Consider the following 16,763-nt stretch of genomic DNA (forward strand, 5'->3'; position numbering starts at 1 on the left):
GGCCGGCAGTTTTCCCCCCGTAACACAATGAAGGGTAACGCTGTTTTCGCCGCAGCAGGTGCGGCAAAAAGGATTTTGTATTTTTGTCAGGTCAACAGGAAAAGTAATGAACACACACAACACGCAAGCCGCGGAACAACATGCGGCGAAACGACGCTGGTTGAATGCTCACGAAGAGGGGTATCACAAAGCGATGGGGAATCGACAGGTACAAATGATCGCCATTGGCGGCGCGATTGGTACCGGGTTGTTTTTAGGGGCAGGCGCACGTTTGCAGATGGCTGGCCCCGCTTTGGCGCTGGTCTATCTGGTGTGCGGTATTTTCTCGTTCTTTATTCTTCGCGCGCTCGGCGAACTGGTTTTGCACCGCCCTTCCAGCGGTAGCTTTGTCTCCTACGCCCGCGAATTTTTAGGTGAGAAAGCCGCCTATGTTGCGGGCTGGATGTATTTCATCAACTGGGCGATGACCGGCATTGTCGATATCACCGCAGTTGCGCTGTATATGCATTACTGGGGCGCATTTGGCGACGTACCGCAGTGGGTGTTCGCCCTCGGGGCGCTGGCCATTGTCGGCACCATGAACATGATCGGTGTGAAGTGGTTCGCGGAGATGGAGTTTTGGTTTGCGCTGGTCAAAGTGCTGGCGATTGTAATTTTCCTGGTGGTGGGTACCGTTTTTTTAGGCAGCGGAAAACCGCTGGATGGTAACGCCACCGGTTTTCACCTGATAACCGACAACGGCGGATTTTTCCCGCATGGCCTGCTGCCAGCGCTGGTGCTGGTCCAGGGAGTCGTCTTCGCGTTTGCCTCCATCGAACTGGTCGGCACTGCCGCTGGTGAGTGCAAAGATCCGCAAACGATGGTGCCAAAAGCGATCAATAGCGTTATCTGGCGTATCGGTCTGTTCTACGTGGGTTCAGTGGTCCTGCTGGTTCTGCTTCTGCCCTGGAACGCCTATCAGGCGGGACAAAGCCCGTTTGTCACCTTCTTCTCCAAACTTGGCGTGCCCTATATCGGCAGCATCATGAATATTGTGGTGCTCACCGCGGCGCTTTCCAGCCTGAACTCCGGCCTGTACTGCACTGGACGTATTTTACGTTCCATGTCGATGGGCGGTTCCGCGCCAAAATTTATGGCTAAAATGAGCCGCCAACAGGTGCCATGGGCAGGGATCCTCGCCACGCTGGTCGTGTATGTCGTAGGGGTATTTCTGAACTATCTGGTGCCGTCGCAGGTGTTCGAGATCGTGCTTAATTTCGCCTCGCTGGGCATCATTGCGTCGTGGGGATTTATCATGGTTTGCCAGATGCGTCTGCGCCGGGCGATTAAAGAAGGTAAAACCGCAGACGTCAGTTTTAAACTGCCGGGTGCGCCGTTTACCTCGTGGCTCACGTTGCTGTTCCTGCTGAGCGTGCTGGTGCTGATGGCGTTTGATTATCCAAACGGCACTTATACTATCGCATCATTACCGTTAATTGCCATCCTGCTGGTTGCAGGCTGGTTCGGCGTGCGTAAACGCGTAGCGGAAATCCACCGCACCGCGCCGTAAGGATAAAAAGGCCTGACAGGTTACCCCTTCAGGCCTTCTTTTTTAGTCTGCTTCAATGAGCTGCGCGACGTCGTTGCTGTTAATTTCCCGCGCATTCCCATCCTGATCGGTATAGCTGGTCATTCCCGTATCTTTATCCAGTTGTGGCTTACCCTGGGTGGTAATGGTTTGTCCGCTTTTGGTCGTCATAACGTAATTGGTCGTGCAGCCTGCCAACGTAAACAGCATTACGCCTGCACAAAGACACATAAATGGCTTTTTCATGGTATTCCCGCGTTATTCAGTTAGCCGTTGAGGGCGTAGTGTAAGTCCCTGAAGTTAGTCAGGCTACTGGCGGGGTGTAACGAGGCGTATCGTGAGGTTTAGAGAAATGACAGGAGGGGTTTCCCCCTCCGGTTAATTACAGCGCGATACGAATAACATCGTCCGGCTGGGTAGCTTCCTGCTCGCGGGTGGATTTCTGTTTCACGCTGACGTATAGCGTTTTACCGTCTGCGGAGAGCGCAAGGCTGTTCGGGAATGTTGGGGTCTCGAACGTTTTGACAACTTTGTAGCTTTTCGCGTCGATCACGCTTACTTTACCGGCCTGACGATGGGTTACATAGGCCTCGTTGCGCGCTGGGTTGAACAGCACGGCCAGAGATTCCGGCGCGGCGACTTTCGCCAGTACATTGCCGTTGCGGGTATCGATAACCAGCACTTCCGCAGCCTTAGAGTCGGTAACAAATGCGCGGTTATCCGCCGTGTCCAGACTCAGGTTGATAAAGAAGTGCTCTTTTCCATCATCCAACAGCTTTTTGCGGCTGAGAATTTTGTTATTGGTGGTATCGATAGTGATGAATTCACCGTCCGCATTGGCGGTGTACAGGCGTTTAGCTTTGCTGTCGATAGCCAGAGCGGTGCTCATTTTGCCAGTATTTTGGATTGTGTCCTGAAGTTTGATCGTCTCACCGTCCACTACCCAAATGACGCTCTCTTTACCAATACCGCTAATGTATATCGTGTTGGTAGCATCATCGGCGACCAGTTCACGTGGTTGCAGCGGACGCACATCCTCAGAACGCTTACGCGCATCCAGCACCAGGCGCCCTTTCACCGCTCCTGTTTTAGCATCCATCGCCGTAACCGCACTGTTTACCGTATTACCAAACCACAGCGTTTGCGTGGTGTTATTGATGGTGGCGCCAAACGGTTTGAGATCGTTGTGAATAACCTGAGTCACTTCGAGCGTCACCGGGTCAAGACGGTAAACCACGCCGCCGATATCCAGTTTGCGGCTCTGTGAGGTCGCCAGCCACAGCGCGTTCTCTTGCTGGCTGTACGCCATTTCATAGGCACCTTTGCCCACGGCTTTGCGCAGCAGTTCTTCCGCAGCCTGTGTCGTAAAAGATGATGCCACGAGCAGTGAACCTAACAGTAAAGAACCACGCAGGCGCGGCGAAAACAGATGACGTAAAGACATGACGACTCCCTTTGATAAATTCGTTTGTTACTGCTTCACATAGCTTCAATGAGCAAAATCATGGTTTTGCCTTTTTAAGAATGAGAATAGTAATCATTATTCATCGCAAAGTGGAGCACTTCTTCACATATTGACTACACTCCTTTTCATTGCCCGAAAAATTACCGCAATTCAGCAGCGCTAAAATTCATCTTTTTTATAGAAAAATTCACATGCTTACCGTCCGTTTTCCGGCGTCAGCATCCTAAACTGGCCTTATTCATGACGATTTTTTCAGCCCGCTATACCGTCTTTCCTGTTTCCTTACTGCCTGTCTTCCTCTCGACTTTAGCCGCGGCAGAAAGTGAGCTAAACGAGCAAACGCTGATCGTTAGCGCGACGCCACAATCTGTTTCAGAACTGGATACGCCTGCTGCCGTCAGCGTCGTTGCCGGTGAAGATATGCGTCTGGCAACACCGCGCATTAACCTGTCCGAATCGCTGACCAGCGTCCCTGGGTTACAGGTGCAAAATCGGCAGAACTACGCGCAGGACCTCCAGTTGTCGATTCGCGGCTTTGGTTCAAGAACCACGTATGGCATCCGCGGCATTCGTATGTACGTAGACGGAATTCCAGCCACCATGCCGGATGGGCAAGGTCAAACATCCAATATCGATATCAGCAGCGTACAAAATATTGAAGTCCTGCGGGGGCCCTTCTCTGCGCTGTATGGTAATGCTTCCGGCGGTGTGATTAATGTCAGTACTGAAACAGGGCGTGAACCGCCAACCATTGAGGCCAGCAGCTATTACGGTAGTTTTGGCACCTGGCGCTACGGTGTAAAGGCCACAGGAGCACTGGGTGACGGTACTCAGCCAGGGGATGTGGATTACACCGTTTCAACTACACGATTTACTACCCACGGGTATCGTGATGACAGTAGTGCGCAAAAAAATCTGGCTAACGCCAGACTGGGAGTACGTGTTGATGACGTGAGTAAACTAACCCTGATTTTCAACAGCGTGGATATTAAGGCCGACGATCCCGGTGGCCTGACGAAGTCAGAATGGAATGCCAATCCGCAGCAATCGCCCCGCGCGGAGCAATTCAATACGCGAAAAACTATCAAGCAGACCCAGGCGGGATTGCGCTATGAACGCCAGCTTAGCGCGCAGGATGATATCAGTGTCATGGCCTATGCAGGAGAGCGCGAAACCACCCAGTATCAGTCGATCCCAATGGACCCACAGTTAAATTCTTCTCATGCCGGCGGTGTCATCACCTTGCAACGTCATTATCAGGGGATAGATAACCGTTGGACTCACCGTGGCGAATTGGGGATTCCGGTGACTTTCACCACCGGAGTGAACTATGAAAACATGAGTGAAAACCGTAAAGGCTATAACAACTATCGTCTTGATAATGGTGTCCCTGAGTACGGTCAGAAAGGCGACCTGCGACGCAATGAACGTAACCTGATGTGGAACGTCGATCCCTATCTGCAAACCCAGTGGCAATTGACGAAGAAGCTTTCGCTGGATGCCGGCGTTCGTTACAGTTCCGTATGGTTTGATTCCAACGATCGCTACATTACTGTTGATAACGGAGATGACAGCGGCGACGTAAGTTATCACCAATGGTTGCCCGCCGGATCGTTGAAGTATGCAATGACTGACGCCTGGAATGTCTATCTGGCTGCGGGGAGAGGATTTGAAACCCCCACGATTAACGAACTCTCCTACCGTTCCGATGGACAAAGCGGCATGAATTTGGGTTTACAGCCGTCCACGAATGACACTATTGAAATCGGCAGCAAAACACGCATCGGCGATGGACTTTTTACCGCGGCGCTATTTCAGACCGATACCGATGACGAGATTGTGGTTGATAGTAACAACGGTGGTCGTACGACTTATAAAAACGCCGGAAAAACCCGCCGTCAGGGTGGCGAGCTATCCTGGGACCAACGCTTTGCCACAAACTGGCGCGTAAAAGCAGCATGGACCTGGCTCGATGCAACCTATCGCAGCAACGTCTGTGGCGATCAAAACTGCAACGGCAACCGACTGCCCGGCATAGCGCAAAACATGGGATTTGCCTCACTGGGCTACATGCCAGATGAAGGTTGGTATGCGGGAGCAGATGTGCGTTATATGGGCGACATTATGGCCAATGATGAAAACACGGCGAAAGCCCCGTCATATACCGTAGTTGGCCTGAATACCGGCTATAAATTTTATTACAGCAGTCTCATGATCGACCTGTTCGGTCGGGTGGATAACCTGTTTGATAAGACCTATGTTGGGTCGGTGATTGTTAATGAAACAAGGGACAGATACTACGAACCGGCGCCAGAACGAAACTATGGCGTGGGTATTAATGTGGCCTGGCGTTTTGAATGATACTGGCGGGAATCGCTCCCGCCGGCACTCTTTACGCATCGTCTGCTACGCGAATAACCACCTTGCCGAAGTTTTTCCCGGTCAGCAAACCGATAAAGGTCTGCGGCGCATTCTCCAGACCGTCAGTGACCTGCTCACGGTAGTGGATTTTACCCTCTTTAATCCAACGCCCCATCTCCCGCTGAAACTCATGAATGCGGTGACCATAATCCTGACCAATAATAAAACCCTGCATCCGGATACGCTTTTTCAGTAAGGTTGCCATCAGCAACGGTAATCGGTCAGGGCCGGTCGGAAGCGATGTCGCGTTGTAACCGCTGACCAGTCCACAAAGCGGTATGCGCGCAGAGGTATTGAGTAACGGCAGTACGGCGTCAAACACCTTACCGCCAACGTTCTCGTAGTAAATATCAATCCCCTGTGGACACGCTTTTGCCAGTTGTTGCGCAAAATCTTGCGCATGGTGATCGAGACAAACATCAAAGCCCAGCACTTCAGTGGCATGCCGACATTTCTCTGCCCCGCCCGCCACACCGATCACCCGACACCCTTTGAGCTTACCAATCTGTCCAACCGTTGCGCCCACCGGGCCAGTTGCAGCGGCGACAACCAGCGTTTCCCCGGCTTTCGGCTGGCCGATGTCCAGCAAGCCCATATAGGCGGTAAATCCCGGCATTCCCAAAACACCCAGCGCCCAGGAAGGATGTTCAGGATTATCGCCAAGCTTCACCAGTCCGTTACCGTCTGAAATGTCATAGTCCTGCCAACCACTATAGCTCAGCACCCATTCGCCTGGCTGGTAATCAGGATGGTTAGAGGACACCACGCGGCTCACCGTGCCACCAACCATCACGCCGCCAATTTCAACGGGAGGCGAGTAAGACGGTTCATCGCTCATGCGCCCACGCATGTAAGGATCGAGAGAAAGGAAAACGGTGCGCAGCAGAACCTGACCTTCTCCCGGCGTTGCGACTTCATCTTCTTCAAGACGGAAGTTATCCGGGATTGGCGCGCCATGCGGGCGGGAAGCCAGTACCCAGCGGCGATTACGATTAGTCTGTTGACCCATGATGTGCTCCTCTGCTTTTAGCATGAATCCATCAATAGTAGCAGCCTGCGCCAGCATTTAGCTCACGACATGGTTTAATCGCACAACCAGGTAAACGCAGGTTTGCGCGGTTTCATTGATAAACCGACAGTCATTCGGCGGGCCCAGCTCCAGACAATCGCCTGCTTTCATTTCATGACGCACATCGCCTTCCACAAAGACTAACTCCCCTTGCTGTAGCCAGATAAGCTGTCTGGCCTGCACGTAGGAAGAGGCTGGCATTGGGATATCGCTTCCGGCGGGCAATTCGATCTGTACCAGGTCGATGGGTAGATCGCTACGCGGTGAAACATGGCGTCGCAGATAGTGACTTTGCGGGTCGTGCCAGACGGGCTGGTCAGTGAGGCGCAGCAACTTGCCCTCCTGCATTTCGGCCCGCGCAATCAGCATCGACATGCTGATTCCAAACGCCCCGGAGAGTCTGCCCAGCAGCGTGGCCGTGGGGCTGCTCTCCCCGCGCTCTATTTTATGGATCATTGCCCGCGACACGCCTGCGCGCTCGGCGAGTTCCGTCAGAGACCAGCCGCGAGATTCTCGTTCAAGGCGAATTCTTGCACCGATCCGTTGATTTATGCTGTCTTCAATAGTATTCATATTGTAATACTATAGTGAACAAGCCCTGAGGTTCAACATGTCAATTAGATTTGCCAGCAAAGCAGACTGCGCCGCTATTGCTGAAATTTATAACCACGCGGTACTGCATACGGCGGCTATCTGGAACGATCAAACGGTCGATGCCGAAAACCGTATCTCGTGGTACGAAGCACGCCAATTGGTGGGGTATCCCGTGCTGGTAAGTGAAGAAAACGGCGTGGTCACCGGATATGCTTCGTTCGGCGACTGGCGCAACTTTGACGGATTTCGTCATACCGTTGAACATTCGGTGTATGTCCATCCTGATCATCAGGGCAAGGGCCTGGGACGAGCGCTGCTCAGCCGACTGATAGAAGAAGCGCGCACGTGCGGCAAACATGTGATGGTGGCGGGGATTGAGTCTCAGAATCAGGCGTCGCTACATTTGCACAGTATGCTGGGATTTAAGATCACGGCACAAATGCCGCAGGTTGGCACCAAATTTGGTCGCTGGTTGGATCTGACCTTTATGCAGTTACAGTTAGACGATCGTCGCGATCCGGATGCCGGCAGATGAATCAGACGCTGACCCTCTCCTTTCTGATTGCCGCAGGTATTGGTCTGGTGGTGCAAAATACCTTAATGGTGCGTATTACGCAGACCTCCTCGACGATCCTGATTGCCATGCTGCTGAACTCACTGGTTGGGATTGTGCTGTTTGTCAGCATTCTGTGGTTTAAGCAAGGCGCTGCGGGGTTTGGCGAACTGGTCTCCAGCGTGCGCTGGTGGACGCTGATCCCCGGTTTGCTGGGGTCTTTTTTTGTATTTGCCAGTATCAGCGGCTATCAAAATGTGGGGGCTGCCACCACGATTGCGGTACTGGTAGCCAGCCAGTTAATTGGCGGACTCGTGCTGGATATTCTGCGCAGTCATGGCGTACCGCTACGTGCGCTGGTGGGGCCAGTTTGCGGCGCTGTGCTGCTGGTCGTCGGGGCCTGGCTCGTCGCGAGACGCTCTTTTTAACTGCCTGATGGCGCTTCGCTTATCAGGCCTACAAAACTTATCCGGCCTGAATATACAGGCCGGATAACAGTAATAACGAATTAAAGGATTGTGCCGCCTTTGGTCAACTGTTCGCGACGGGCTTCCATATCCTCTTTATGCTGACGGCCATGATGTGCGATAGCCGTACGCAAACGCTGTTGCTGGGTGTAACGATCTTCCCGGCTCAGCGCGACATCATCGCTGAGTTCAATCAGCAATTCATTCATATGCGTAATGACGCTCTCTTCAATGGCGGCATCAACTCGTGCGCTGACCTCATCCAGATGCGACATAACCTCTCCTTAACTCATTAATTTAATTTTGCTTTTGAAAAATCACTGCCCATCAGGCTGACGCTGTATCCGCTGACGTTGCTGCGCGTGGCATAGAACGTTTTACCATTTGCCAGGGCTATCCACGGAGCCTGCTGGTAGAAAATCTCTTGCGACTGCTGGTAAAGCGCGGCGCGTTCTTCAGGTTTGCTCACCAGTTTCGCCTTTTGAACCAGAGAATTATACTCTTTATCGCACCAGCGCGCGGCGTTAGATCCGGTTTTAATGCTGTCGCAGCCCAGCAGTACATCGGCAAAGTTATCCGGATCGCCGTTGTCTGACATCCAGCCGAACAGCGCGGTGTCATGCTCGCCTTTGCGCATTCCGGAGAGATATTCGCCCCACTCGTACGACACTATTTTTGCCTTCACGCCGACTTTTGCCCAATCGCTCTGGATCATCTCGGCAATACGTCGGGAGTTGGGGTTGTATGGACGCTGAACCGGCATTGACCACAGCGTCGCTTCGAATCCGTTTTCCAGCCCAGCCTGTTTGAGCAGATCTTTCGCTTTTTGCGGGTCGTAAGCATAATCTTTTAGATCTTTATTGAACCCCATCATATTCGGTGGAATGGGCGATTTTGCCACCGTTCCGGACCCCAAAAAGACGGCGTTAATAATGGCTTTTTTATCGGTCGCGTAGTTCAACGCCTGACGCACCAACACGTTATCAAACGGTTTTTTCTCGGTATTAAACGCCAGATACCCGACGTTCAGCGCTTCAACCGAATGCAGCGTCAAATCTTTATTCTTGTTGATCTCGTCAAACTGTATTGGCGCAGGCGCTGGGATAATCTGGCATTCGTTAGTTTGCAGTTTTGCCAGTCTGGTCTGTACATTTGGTGTGATCGAGAATATCAGGTGCTTCGTTGGAACGGCGCCATCCCAGTAGTTCGGGTTGGCCAGGTAACGGATTTGAGAATCCTGCTTGTACTGCTGCAACACATATGGCCCAGTGCCAATCGGCCAGTTATCAACGTTTTCCGGGGTGCCTTTTTTCAGCATCGCGTCGGCATATTCCGCAGAGAGAATGGAAGCGAAATCCATCCCCCAGTCGGCAAGAAACGCGGCGTTAGGTTCATTCAGCACAAACTGAACGTGATAATCATCCACCTTCTTCACTTCTTTGATCAGTTTATCCAGACCGACATCGTTAAAGTATTCGTAGCTGCCCTGAGAAACCTTGTGGTACGGATGATCGGCATCTTTCTGGCGTAATACCGAGAAAACCACGTCATCGGCGTTGAAGTCGCGGGTGGGTTTAAAGAATTTATTACTGTTGAACTTCACCCCCTGACGCAGAGTAAACGTGTAAGTCTTCCCATCGGGAGAAATTGTCCAGTCCGTTGCCAAAGACGGTATTGGGGTATTCTTTACCGGATCAAAGTTGATAAGTCGGTTATAGAGCACTTGAGAACTGGCCACAAATGAGGGACCGGAACTGGCGATTTGCGGGTTAAATGACTCCGGCGATGCTTCAGAGCAATAGATGATGGTGTCCGTGCTGGCCGCGAACGCTGCGCCTGACGGTAAGACAGCGCTGAGCGCCAGCGCGAGTAACGTTTTCCTTGCAATCATGGTTATAAGCCTTCTTATTTTATTATTAACCGGAATATCAGAGCATAGCTGACAAAAACTGACCAATAACAAATCACTATCAGGTTATTCTAATCCGGTGGTTTTCGCTGAATAATTCATCACCACAAGCGAATTAATTTCCCTTAAGTCTTTTTCAAAACGTCAAGATTTTTCCCGACACTCTATGCCATGAAAATTAGCCCCTTTTTGCCTCTCTTTCGCCGTTTGCTCGTTTTTATAAAACGTAAAGTAGATGTGTGAAGAAGTCTAAGGGGTAACAACGTGGCAAAAACTCTCTTGCGCAGCGGCAATTTGGATGACTATCAGGCCGTGGGTGGCGGTGGTCAGGCCGTGTTTGATTCAGCACTGCAAATTCGTGAAACGCTTCGTTTGCGTAAACAGCAGGCGATGGTGGATTGTCTGGCGATCCCACAAATTAACGATAACGGCGATCGGGTTGACTGGTATTCCCCGGTTGAAGGAAAAGCCGTTGCATGGAAAACCGCTGATGAAGAGGCACGTTTTCGTGCGCTGCGCTATCTGGGGAGCACGCTGGAAAATGCGGCGGCCCTGAGCCGTAAAAGCCTGCAATCGGGAAAAACCTCCCTCCAGCTGTTTGGTTCATTGCTCGAAAAAGCCATCCAGTTTCCTGGCGAGAACCACGTGTTTCTGGTTGATGGCAAACCCGTCATTACGTTCTGGGGCTTCGTCAATCTGAATGAAAATCCCCGCGACGATGTGCTCGATTGCCTGCGCCTTGCTGATATTCCACCTGTTGTCACTGTGACAGAGCCTGACCCGAAAGAAGAGACTTCACCTGAAATCACCTTCACTGAGGCCGATGCCCCTTTACTGACGCCAATCGTTGAACCGCCAAAACCGGTTGAACCTGAACCACAACCGCTGGTCATGATTAACGAACCGGAAGTCACAACGCCACCGGTACAGGTGAAGCCCGCACGTCGCCTGCCGCTGTGGAGTCTGCCCGTTGCCGCCGTAATTATCGCAGCCATTGTCGGACCACTGCTGTGGAAACAACATGCCGTTATCCCTACCCCTTCAGTCGCCCCCATTGCCGTCGCTAAAGCAGACATGACGCCTTTGCCGGAATTGACCTCTGCACTGCCGTTGCATCGGGCTGAAGTCATTCCGCTAGTGAAAAAAGAGAAACCTGACGCAGGACCGGTGGTGATTGCCGCTATTCCCAAAGATGCGCTGGTAATGGATGCCAGCCAGATGAAAGCAGGAACGACGCGTTTCCTCAACGGTAACTGGCGCGTCATCGTCGACGTGAAAGATCCGGTCAGCGGCAAAGCGCCGTCGCTGCGCTATCAGATCCAGACGAATAAAGGCATTGCACGCGTAGTGCATGGCGACAATATTGTTTGTCGTGCCGAGATTTTCTCTGGTTTGCATCAGTCGGGCGAATTAATGATTAAGAGTCGCGGCAATGCCCGTTGCACGGATGGCTCACGTTATCCGATGCCTGAAATTACCTGCAAAGCGGGAACCAATGACGTCGCCGCCTGTACCGCACGATATGACGATCACGCGGAAATCCCTCTGACGATCAAAAAGATAGGTGCCTGATTTTATGTTGGTGAATCTGTGTGACTACAAACAGAGCGTGACGCTCATCGCCAATAGCGGTGTGCAATTTCTGGATTTTGGCCTGACGCCGCAGGAGTCTGCACATCATGGCCGCTTTGTGCGCAAAACGGCCAACGGTCCCCTGCTACGGCTGGACTTCGATCTGACAACGGGACGCTATACCTTGCCGGGCAGCACCGGCGGTCAGCCCGAAGTGGTGAAGCCGGAAAGCACCCAGACGCTGCATTATTCTCTGGACGTGCTCGACGGCGTCTGGTTACCGCTGCCGTTCCTGCGCTTCAATCCGCCGCGTACGTTTGTTGAAGGCCCGGATAACTGGGCGCGTGTACAGGTACGAAAACTGGCACAACCTGACAGCGCGGGCAACACCCACCGCATTACCCTGGCGCTGGACAGCCAGCTCACTGAAAATGCCCCGGCAGCGTTAACCCCTAACGAAAATGACCTGCTTAACGGTACGCGATTTGCACTGGCCTGGCATGACAACGAAATTGCCGATTTCCTCGACCAGACCTGGATTGACGGCTGGCTGCGCGAATCCTTTATGCACCATGCCACTCAGCACGAGAACCGCTCAGAACATGAGATCCAGCAGGCGCTGCGTAACTTTGAATATCAGGCGCACTGGTTAAATTTGTTAACCCTGTTAGGCGAACAGCTTTCCATTCCGGAAGTCAAGCTGGTCACACATACACTCAGCACTCCGGCGATTCCCGTCGATATGATCCTGGATATTGGTAATACCCATACCTGCGGCGTCCTGATTGAGGATCACGGCGATGCCAATGATGGACTGCGCCAGACCGCTGAATTACAGGTGCGGTCATTAAGCGAACCACAGTTTCTTAACGATCCGCTATTCACCAGCCGACTGGAGTTTTCCGAAGCGCGGTTCGGTAAACAGCACTTTTCCGTTGAGAGCGGTCGTGATGACGCCTTTATCTGGCCGTCGATTGTTCGCGTGGGCGATGAAGCCCGCAAGCTGGCGATGCAACGTATGGGTACGGAAGGCAGCAGCGGGATCTCCAGCCCGCGCCGTTATCTGTGGGATGAAACGCCTGTACTGCATGACTGGCGCTTTAGCCAGATGAATGGCAAAACCCAGCGCGAACCGCTGGCTACCGCCTTCCCGCTGATGAATCTAATGAATGATGACGGACAACCGCTGTTCAGCCTGCCGCAGGATGACCGTCTGCCGGTGTTCTCACCGCAATACAGCCGCAGCACGTTGATGACGCATATGCTGTGTGAGATCCTGGCTCAGGCACTGGGTCAAATTAACAGCGTGGCGACGCGTTTGCGCCTCGGTTTCCCGGCCTCTCCTCGCCAGTTGCGCACATTGATCCTGACCCTGCCATCAGCGATGCCAAAACAGGAGCGCGAGATTTTCCGCCTGCGTATGTTTGAAGCCATCGCACTGGTCTGGAAAGCGATGGGCTGGCACCCGCAGGATGAAGACTTCACCACCCGCAAGCAGCAGGAAAAGAGCGTGGTTCCCGTCCCTGAGATTCAGATGGAATGGGATGAGGCCAGCTGCGGTCAGTTGGTGTGGCTGTATAACGAGGCGATTTCCCACTACGATGGTCACACCGAATCATTCTTTAACGCCCTGGCCCGCCCGGACCGTTTGCCGGAGCCTGGTGAGACTAAAGGCCGAGCGTTGCGCGTGGCATCGATCGACATCGGCGGCGGGACAACGGATATGGCCGTCGTCCATTATCAGCTTGATGACGGCGTTGGCGCGAACGTCAAAATTACCCCGCATCTGCTGTTCCGTGAAGGTTTTAAGGTCGCGGGCGACGACATGCTGCTGGACGTGATTCAGCGCTGCGTGTTGCCCGCGCTGCAAACCCGCTTACAACAGGCTGGCGTGACCGACGCCGCTGCATTACTGGCTACGCTGTTTGGCGATTCCGGGCGCATCGATACCCAGGCAATTCTGCGTCAGCAAACGGCATTACAACTCTTTATGCCGCTCGGTCATGCGGTGCTATCCGCCTGGGAACAAAGCGATATTAACGATCCGGTAGCCGGGCTGCATGCTACCTTTGGCGAGCTGCTTAGCCAGCAACCCACGCGTAACGTGATGAACTATATCCAACAGGCTATCGATCATGCGTTGCCATCTGGTTCACCAGCGTTTGATGTTTTGAGCGTGCCGTTACAGGTGCAGTTCAGGCAGTTACAAGAAGCGTTACTGGCAGGGCAATTTACCCTGACCTCGCCGCTGCACGCGGTCTGTGAGGCTATCTCACATTATCGTTGCGACATTTTATTAGTGACCGGCAGACCCGCCTGTTTACCTGGCGTACAGGCGTTGATCCGCCATCTTCAACCCGTTCCGGTTAATCGTATGATCTGGATGGATAACTATCGGGTCCACGAGTGGTATCCGTTCAGTCAGCAAGGGCGGATTGGCAACCCCAAATCCACCGCAGCAGTCGGTGCAATGCTATGCAGCCTGGCGCTGGATCTGCGTTTACCGCGCTTCAATTTTAAAGCTGCCGATATCGGCGCTTACTCGACCGTACGTTATCTTGGCGTGCTGGATAATACGGTCAACACGCTGCGCGATGAGAACATCTGGTATCACGATATCGATCTGGATAAACCCGGCGCGAAGCTGGATACCCGTTTGCACTTCCCGCTGCGCGGCAATGTGACGTTAGGTTTCCGCCAATTGGCAAACAGCCGCTGGCCTGCCACGCCGCTGTATACGCTGAGCATAAACTCTGCCGAACTGGCAAAAAGCATCGCCGGAGATGGCGTATTAAATGTACGGCTGCAGTTACGCGGCGGCAGCAAAGAGAGCGGCCCGGAATGCTTCGTACTCAGCGATGCCTGGTTACAGGATGGTACCCCCGTTGCCGCGAATGCCTTAACGTTAAAACTGAATACGCTGGCGGATCGTCGCCATAGCGGTAGCCATTACTGGATTGATAGCGGGAGCGTGTACCTGAAATGAGTAAGATGTTAAACACCGCGCAGGCCGCCATCGAGTGGGTAACAGAGACCCGCCAGCGTTCGTTACGTCTTGATGATGAGGCGGATGCCCTGCTGACACAACTTACGTTAGCCGCGGTTAATGAATCTGCGCTGACGGCGACCTTTTCAGCACGAGGCTGTGTTGGGTTATACGGGCATTCACAATCAGCAAAAGCGCATCTGCTCGCGGCATTGTGCAGCAATGCCAACGGCAAAGTGAATATCGTGACCCCGGATCGCAGTTTTGATTATTTTTCGCATATTAATCCGGGGCATGCACCGACCAATATGGCGATTCGCTTTACGCGTGAAGATAATCCGCTGAATAGCGAATGGCCGTTGCGCTTACGCTTACTCAGTGAAGCCGAACTGGTACAGCTGTTTATCACGCAGTTCTGTGCGCTCCCGGACAACCGCCAGGTTGAGAAATCGATTATTGAAGCGCGCCTGGAAAAATGGCAAACGCTGCGTCAGCGTCATCCGGTGCAAGGTATTACTGCTCAGGATATCGCGGCAATCGGTCGTTTCTGGCGCTCCTGCGTACCGGCTAACCAACAGCAAATTGACGATGCGCTATGGCATCAGTTTGCCACGCTGCTGCCCGCTCTGGATCTGACGACCCGGGCAAACGCCTGGGCATTATTGTGGGGAGAACAACCAGAGCTAACGCAACAGTGGCTGGCGTTGGCGCATACGTTGCAACAAACCGGGAACGCGCAAGAATTAGCGGCCCCACTGAGCCTGCTGGTTGATCATTTTGGCTTGCCTGCCGAAAGTTTTCTCACTCAGGCGGCATTGCATAGTAGTGAAGCACAAAGTGATGTAGTCGTTCATCCGATTGAAAATCATCAGTTGCTCAATGCGGTCAGTCTCTCGCAAACCTCGCTGGCACTGCTGACGCGCGAGCTGGTCCTGACGGTGGAAGATACTGTGCTGGAGAATGTCGACCTGCTCGATATTCCCCTCGCCCCGGATGCTCATTCCCATCCGCTGTGGCAGGCAAAATTAGGCTGGATGCTGGAGCACTATCGCCAGCATCTGCAACCGGATGTGCTCCTAATCTGCAACGCGGTATCTACCCGCGCCCAGACGCCAACCATTACCCGCAAGCTACTGGGCTGGGTCAACGATACGCAACCCGTACATGACGCCGCATTACCGGGCGTAGTCTGGGCCATTACCCCACAGGATGCGCGTTTTAGCACCCAGCAAAACCTGGATGAGTCAGTACAGCAATTAATGGGCAAACCGGGACTGCACTGGGGGACGCTACAGGCGCTGGATAACCACAGCTTACAACGCCTTGTCGAATGGTTGACTCAGGCGACTTCACCACAACAGCGTCAGGCCAGGCTGACCTCTCTGCGCGAACAGCACCAACAGCGCATCCGCGAAACGCTGATGAGTTGGATTAACACCCGTGATAATGAGTCAGGTAGCAGCGAGTCGGTGATCCGCCAGTTACAATCCCAGGCGGCAAAACATGGCGAGCTACTGGAGGGTTTACTGCCGCCAATGCGCCTCTTTGAGTCTCTTCTGCGTGTTCATCAGCCGCGTGAGGAACAGGTGAACGGGTTATTTAATGAAGAGATCGACCTGTTTGCTGAAGTGCGTGACATGCCGCACTCGCCGGAAAGCAAAGAAACTGGATACCTGGCACACAAAATGTGGGTTAATCACGTGCGCCAGTGGTGCCGCGATGAAAATAATGCGCGCCGTTTAGGCCTCGATCCTCGTACGCTAAGGCAGGTGGCTGATATCCTCGTTACCACCAGCTATCGCCTGGAGATGCCGCAACGCTTACAGCATATTATGCAGCGTGAAAACGTCTGTGCAGCGCAGCTACATGCCGATATTGGGGATTTTATTACCTGGCTTGGATTTGCCAACGTTGCTGAGGAACAGCGCCCTGCCAGCAGGATCCAAAAAGGTGCGGCTATTTTTAGCGCGCCAAAGCAACAACCAATGTCGCGCCTGGCCAAACTGGAAGAACAGCCTTCGCACGGTGCAAGTCGCTACGTTTACGACTGGCTGGTTGCTTTGTACACACGCGCCAATGAGAACGTGGGGTATCAGCACCCACAGGATGTCACTGAAGCCGACAAAAAACGTTTAGATACCCTACTTTCCGTCTGAAACG

13 protein-coding genes are annotated in these 16,763 nt (G+C 53.1%); 7 read left to right on the forward strand and 6 right to left on the reverse strand.

The features are described from left to right. Window positions 1-106 precede the first annotated feature (106 nt). Window positions 107-1,549 (forward strand): L-asparagine permease, encoded by a 1,443-nt coding sequence (gene ansP / locus FDX04_RS23465; RefSeq protein ID WP_038640693.1) that lies wholly within the window; start codon window positions 107-109, stop codon window positions 1,547-1,549. A gap of 42 nt (window positions 1,550-1,591) precedes the next feature. Here the strand turns inward: ansP and FDX04_RS23470 are convergent, their stop codons facing one another. Together FDX04_RS23470 and FDX04_RS23475 are read right to left on the reverse strand one after the other, a co-directional pair. Then, window positions 1,592-1,813, reverse strand: a complete 222-nt coding sequence (locus FDX04_RS23470) for a YgdI/YgdR family lipoprotein (protein ID WP_137350234.1) — start codon at window positions 1,811-1,813, stop codon at window positions 1,592-1,594. A 136-nt stretch (window positions 1,814-1,949) separates the two neighbouring features. Then, window positions 1,950-3,011: a YncE family protein gene (locus tag FDX04_RS23475; RefSeq protein WP_137371557.1), complete on the reverse strand. Its 1,062-nt coding sequence runs from the start codon at window positions 3,009-3,011 to the stop codon at window positions 1,950-1,952. Window positions 3,012-3,272: 261 nt separating this feature from the next. Here FDX04_RS23475 and pqqU point away from each other — a divergent pair, with 261 nt between their 5' ends. Beyond that, the gene (pqqU, locus tag FDX04_RS23480; RefSeq protein ID WP_137371558.1) at window positions 3,273-5,393 is read left to right on the forward strand and encodes a TonB-dependent receptor PqqU; all 2,121 of its coding nucleotides are present in this window, start codon (window positions 3,273-3,275) and stop codon (window positions 5,391-5,393) included. A 31-nt stretch (window positions 5,394-5,424) separates the two neighbouring features. Here pqqU and FDX04_RS23485 read toward each other — a convergent pair whose 3' ends face one another. Further along, window positions 5,425-6,462: an NADP-dependent oxidoreductase gene (locus FDX04_RS23485; RefSeq protein ID WP_061388458.1), complete on the reverse strand. Its 1,038-nt coding sequence runs from the start codon at window positions 6,460-6,462 to the stop codon at window positions 5,425-5,427. 57 nt (window positions 6,463-6,519) lie between these two features. Then, window positions 6,520-7,095, reverse strand: a complete 576-nt coding sequence (locus FDX04_RS23490; protein WP_137371559.1) for an XRE family transcriptional regulator — start codon at window positions 7,093-7,095, stop codon at window positions 6,520-6,522. Between the two features lie 37 nt (window positions 7,096-7,132). Between FDX04_RS23490 and mddA the strand changes: the two genes are divergently transcribed. After that, window positions 7,133-7,651, forward strand: coding sequence for an L-methionine sulfoximine/L-methionine sulfone acetyltransferase (gene mddA / locus FDX04_RS23495; RefSeq protein WP_137371560.1), 519 nt, complete (start codon window positions 7,133-7,135; stop codon window positions 7,649-7,651). Further along, the gene (locus tag FDX04_RS23500) at window positions 7,648-8,097 is read left to right on the forward strand and encodes a DMT family transporter (protein WP_042308290.1); all 450 of its coding nucleotides are present in this window, start codon (window positions 7,648-7,650) and stop codon (window positions 8,095-8,097) included. The genes mddA and FDX04_RS23500 overlap by 4 nt, the downstream gene beginning before the upstream one ends. 80 nt (window positions 8,098-8,177) lie before the next feature. On the opposite strand, the gene FDX04_RS23505 is transcribed toward FDX04_RS23500, so the two are convergent. Continuing rightward, window positions 8,178-8,411, reverse strand: coding sequence for a YdcY family protein (locus FDX04_RS23505; RefSeq protein WP_003020183.1), 234 nt, complete (start codon window positions 8,409-8,411; stop codon window positions 8,178-8,180). 17 nt (window positions 8,412-8,428) lie between these two features. Beyond that, window positions 8,429-10,027 (reverse strand): ABC transporter substrate-binding protein, encoded by a 1,599-nt coding sequence (locus FDX04_RS23510; RefSeq protein ID WP_137371561.1) that lies wholly within the window; start codon window positions 10,025-10,027, stop codon window positions 8,429-8,431. 282 nt (window positions 10,028-10,309) lie between these two features. On the opposite strand from FDX04_RS23510, the gene FDX04_RS23515 reads away from it, so the two are divergent. Genes FDX04_RS23515 through FDX04_RS23525 form a run of 3 tightly spaced genes read left to right on the forward strand, consistent with a single transcriptional unit; the run spans window position 10,310 to window position 16,759 of the window. Beyond that, window positions 10,310-11,617, forward strand: coding sequence for an SrfA family protein (locus FDX04_RS23515; protein ID WP_137371562.1), 1,308 nt, complete (start codon window positions 10,310-10,312; stop codon window positions 11,615-11,617). Between the two features lie 4 nt (window positions 11,618-11,621). Next, complete coding sequence (locus FDX04_RS23520) at window positions 11,622-14,603, forward strand: virulence factor SrfB (RefSeq protein ID WP_137371563.1); 2,982 nt, start codon at window positions 11,622-11,624, stop codon at window positions 14,601-14,603. Further along, window positions 14,600-16,759 (forward strand): virulence factor SrfC family protein, encoded by a 2,160-nt coding sequence (locus tag FDX04_RS23525; RefSeq protein ID WP_137371564.1) that lies wholly within the window; start codon window positions 14,600-14,602, stop codon window positions 16,757-16,759. Before FDX04_RS23520 ends, FDX04_RS23525 begins: the two co-directional genes overlap by 4 nt. Window positions 16,760-16,763 lie beyond the last annotated feature (4 nt).

Source organism: Citrobacter sp. wls615 (genome assembly GCF_005281355.1).
In the GTDB taxonomy this organism is placed as follows: Bacteria; Pseudomonadota; Gammaproteobacteria; order Enterobacterales; family Enterobacteriaceae; genus Citrobacter; species Citrobacter werkmanii.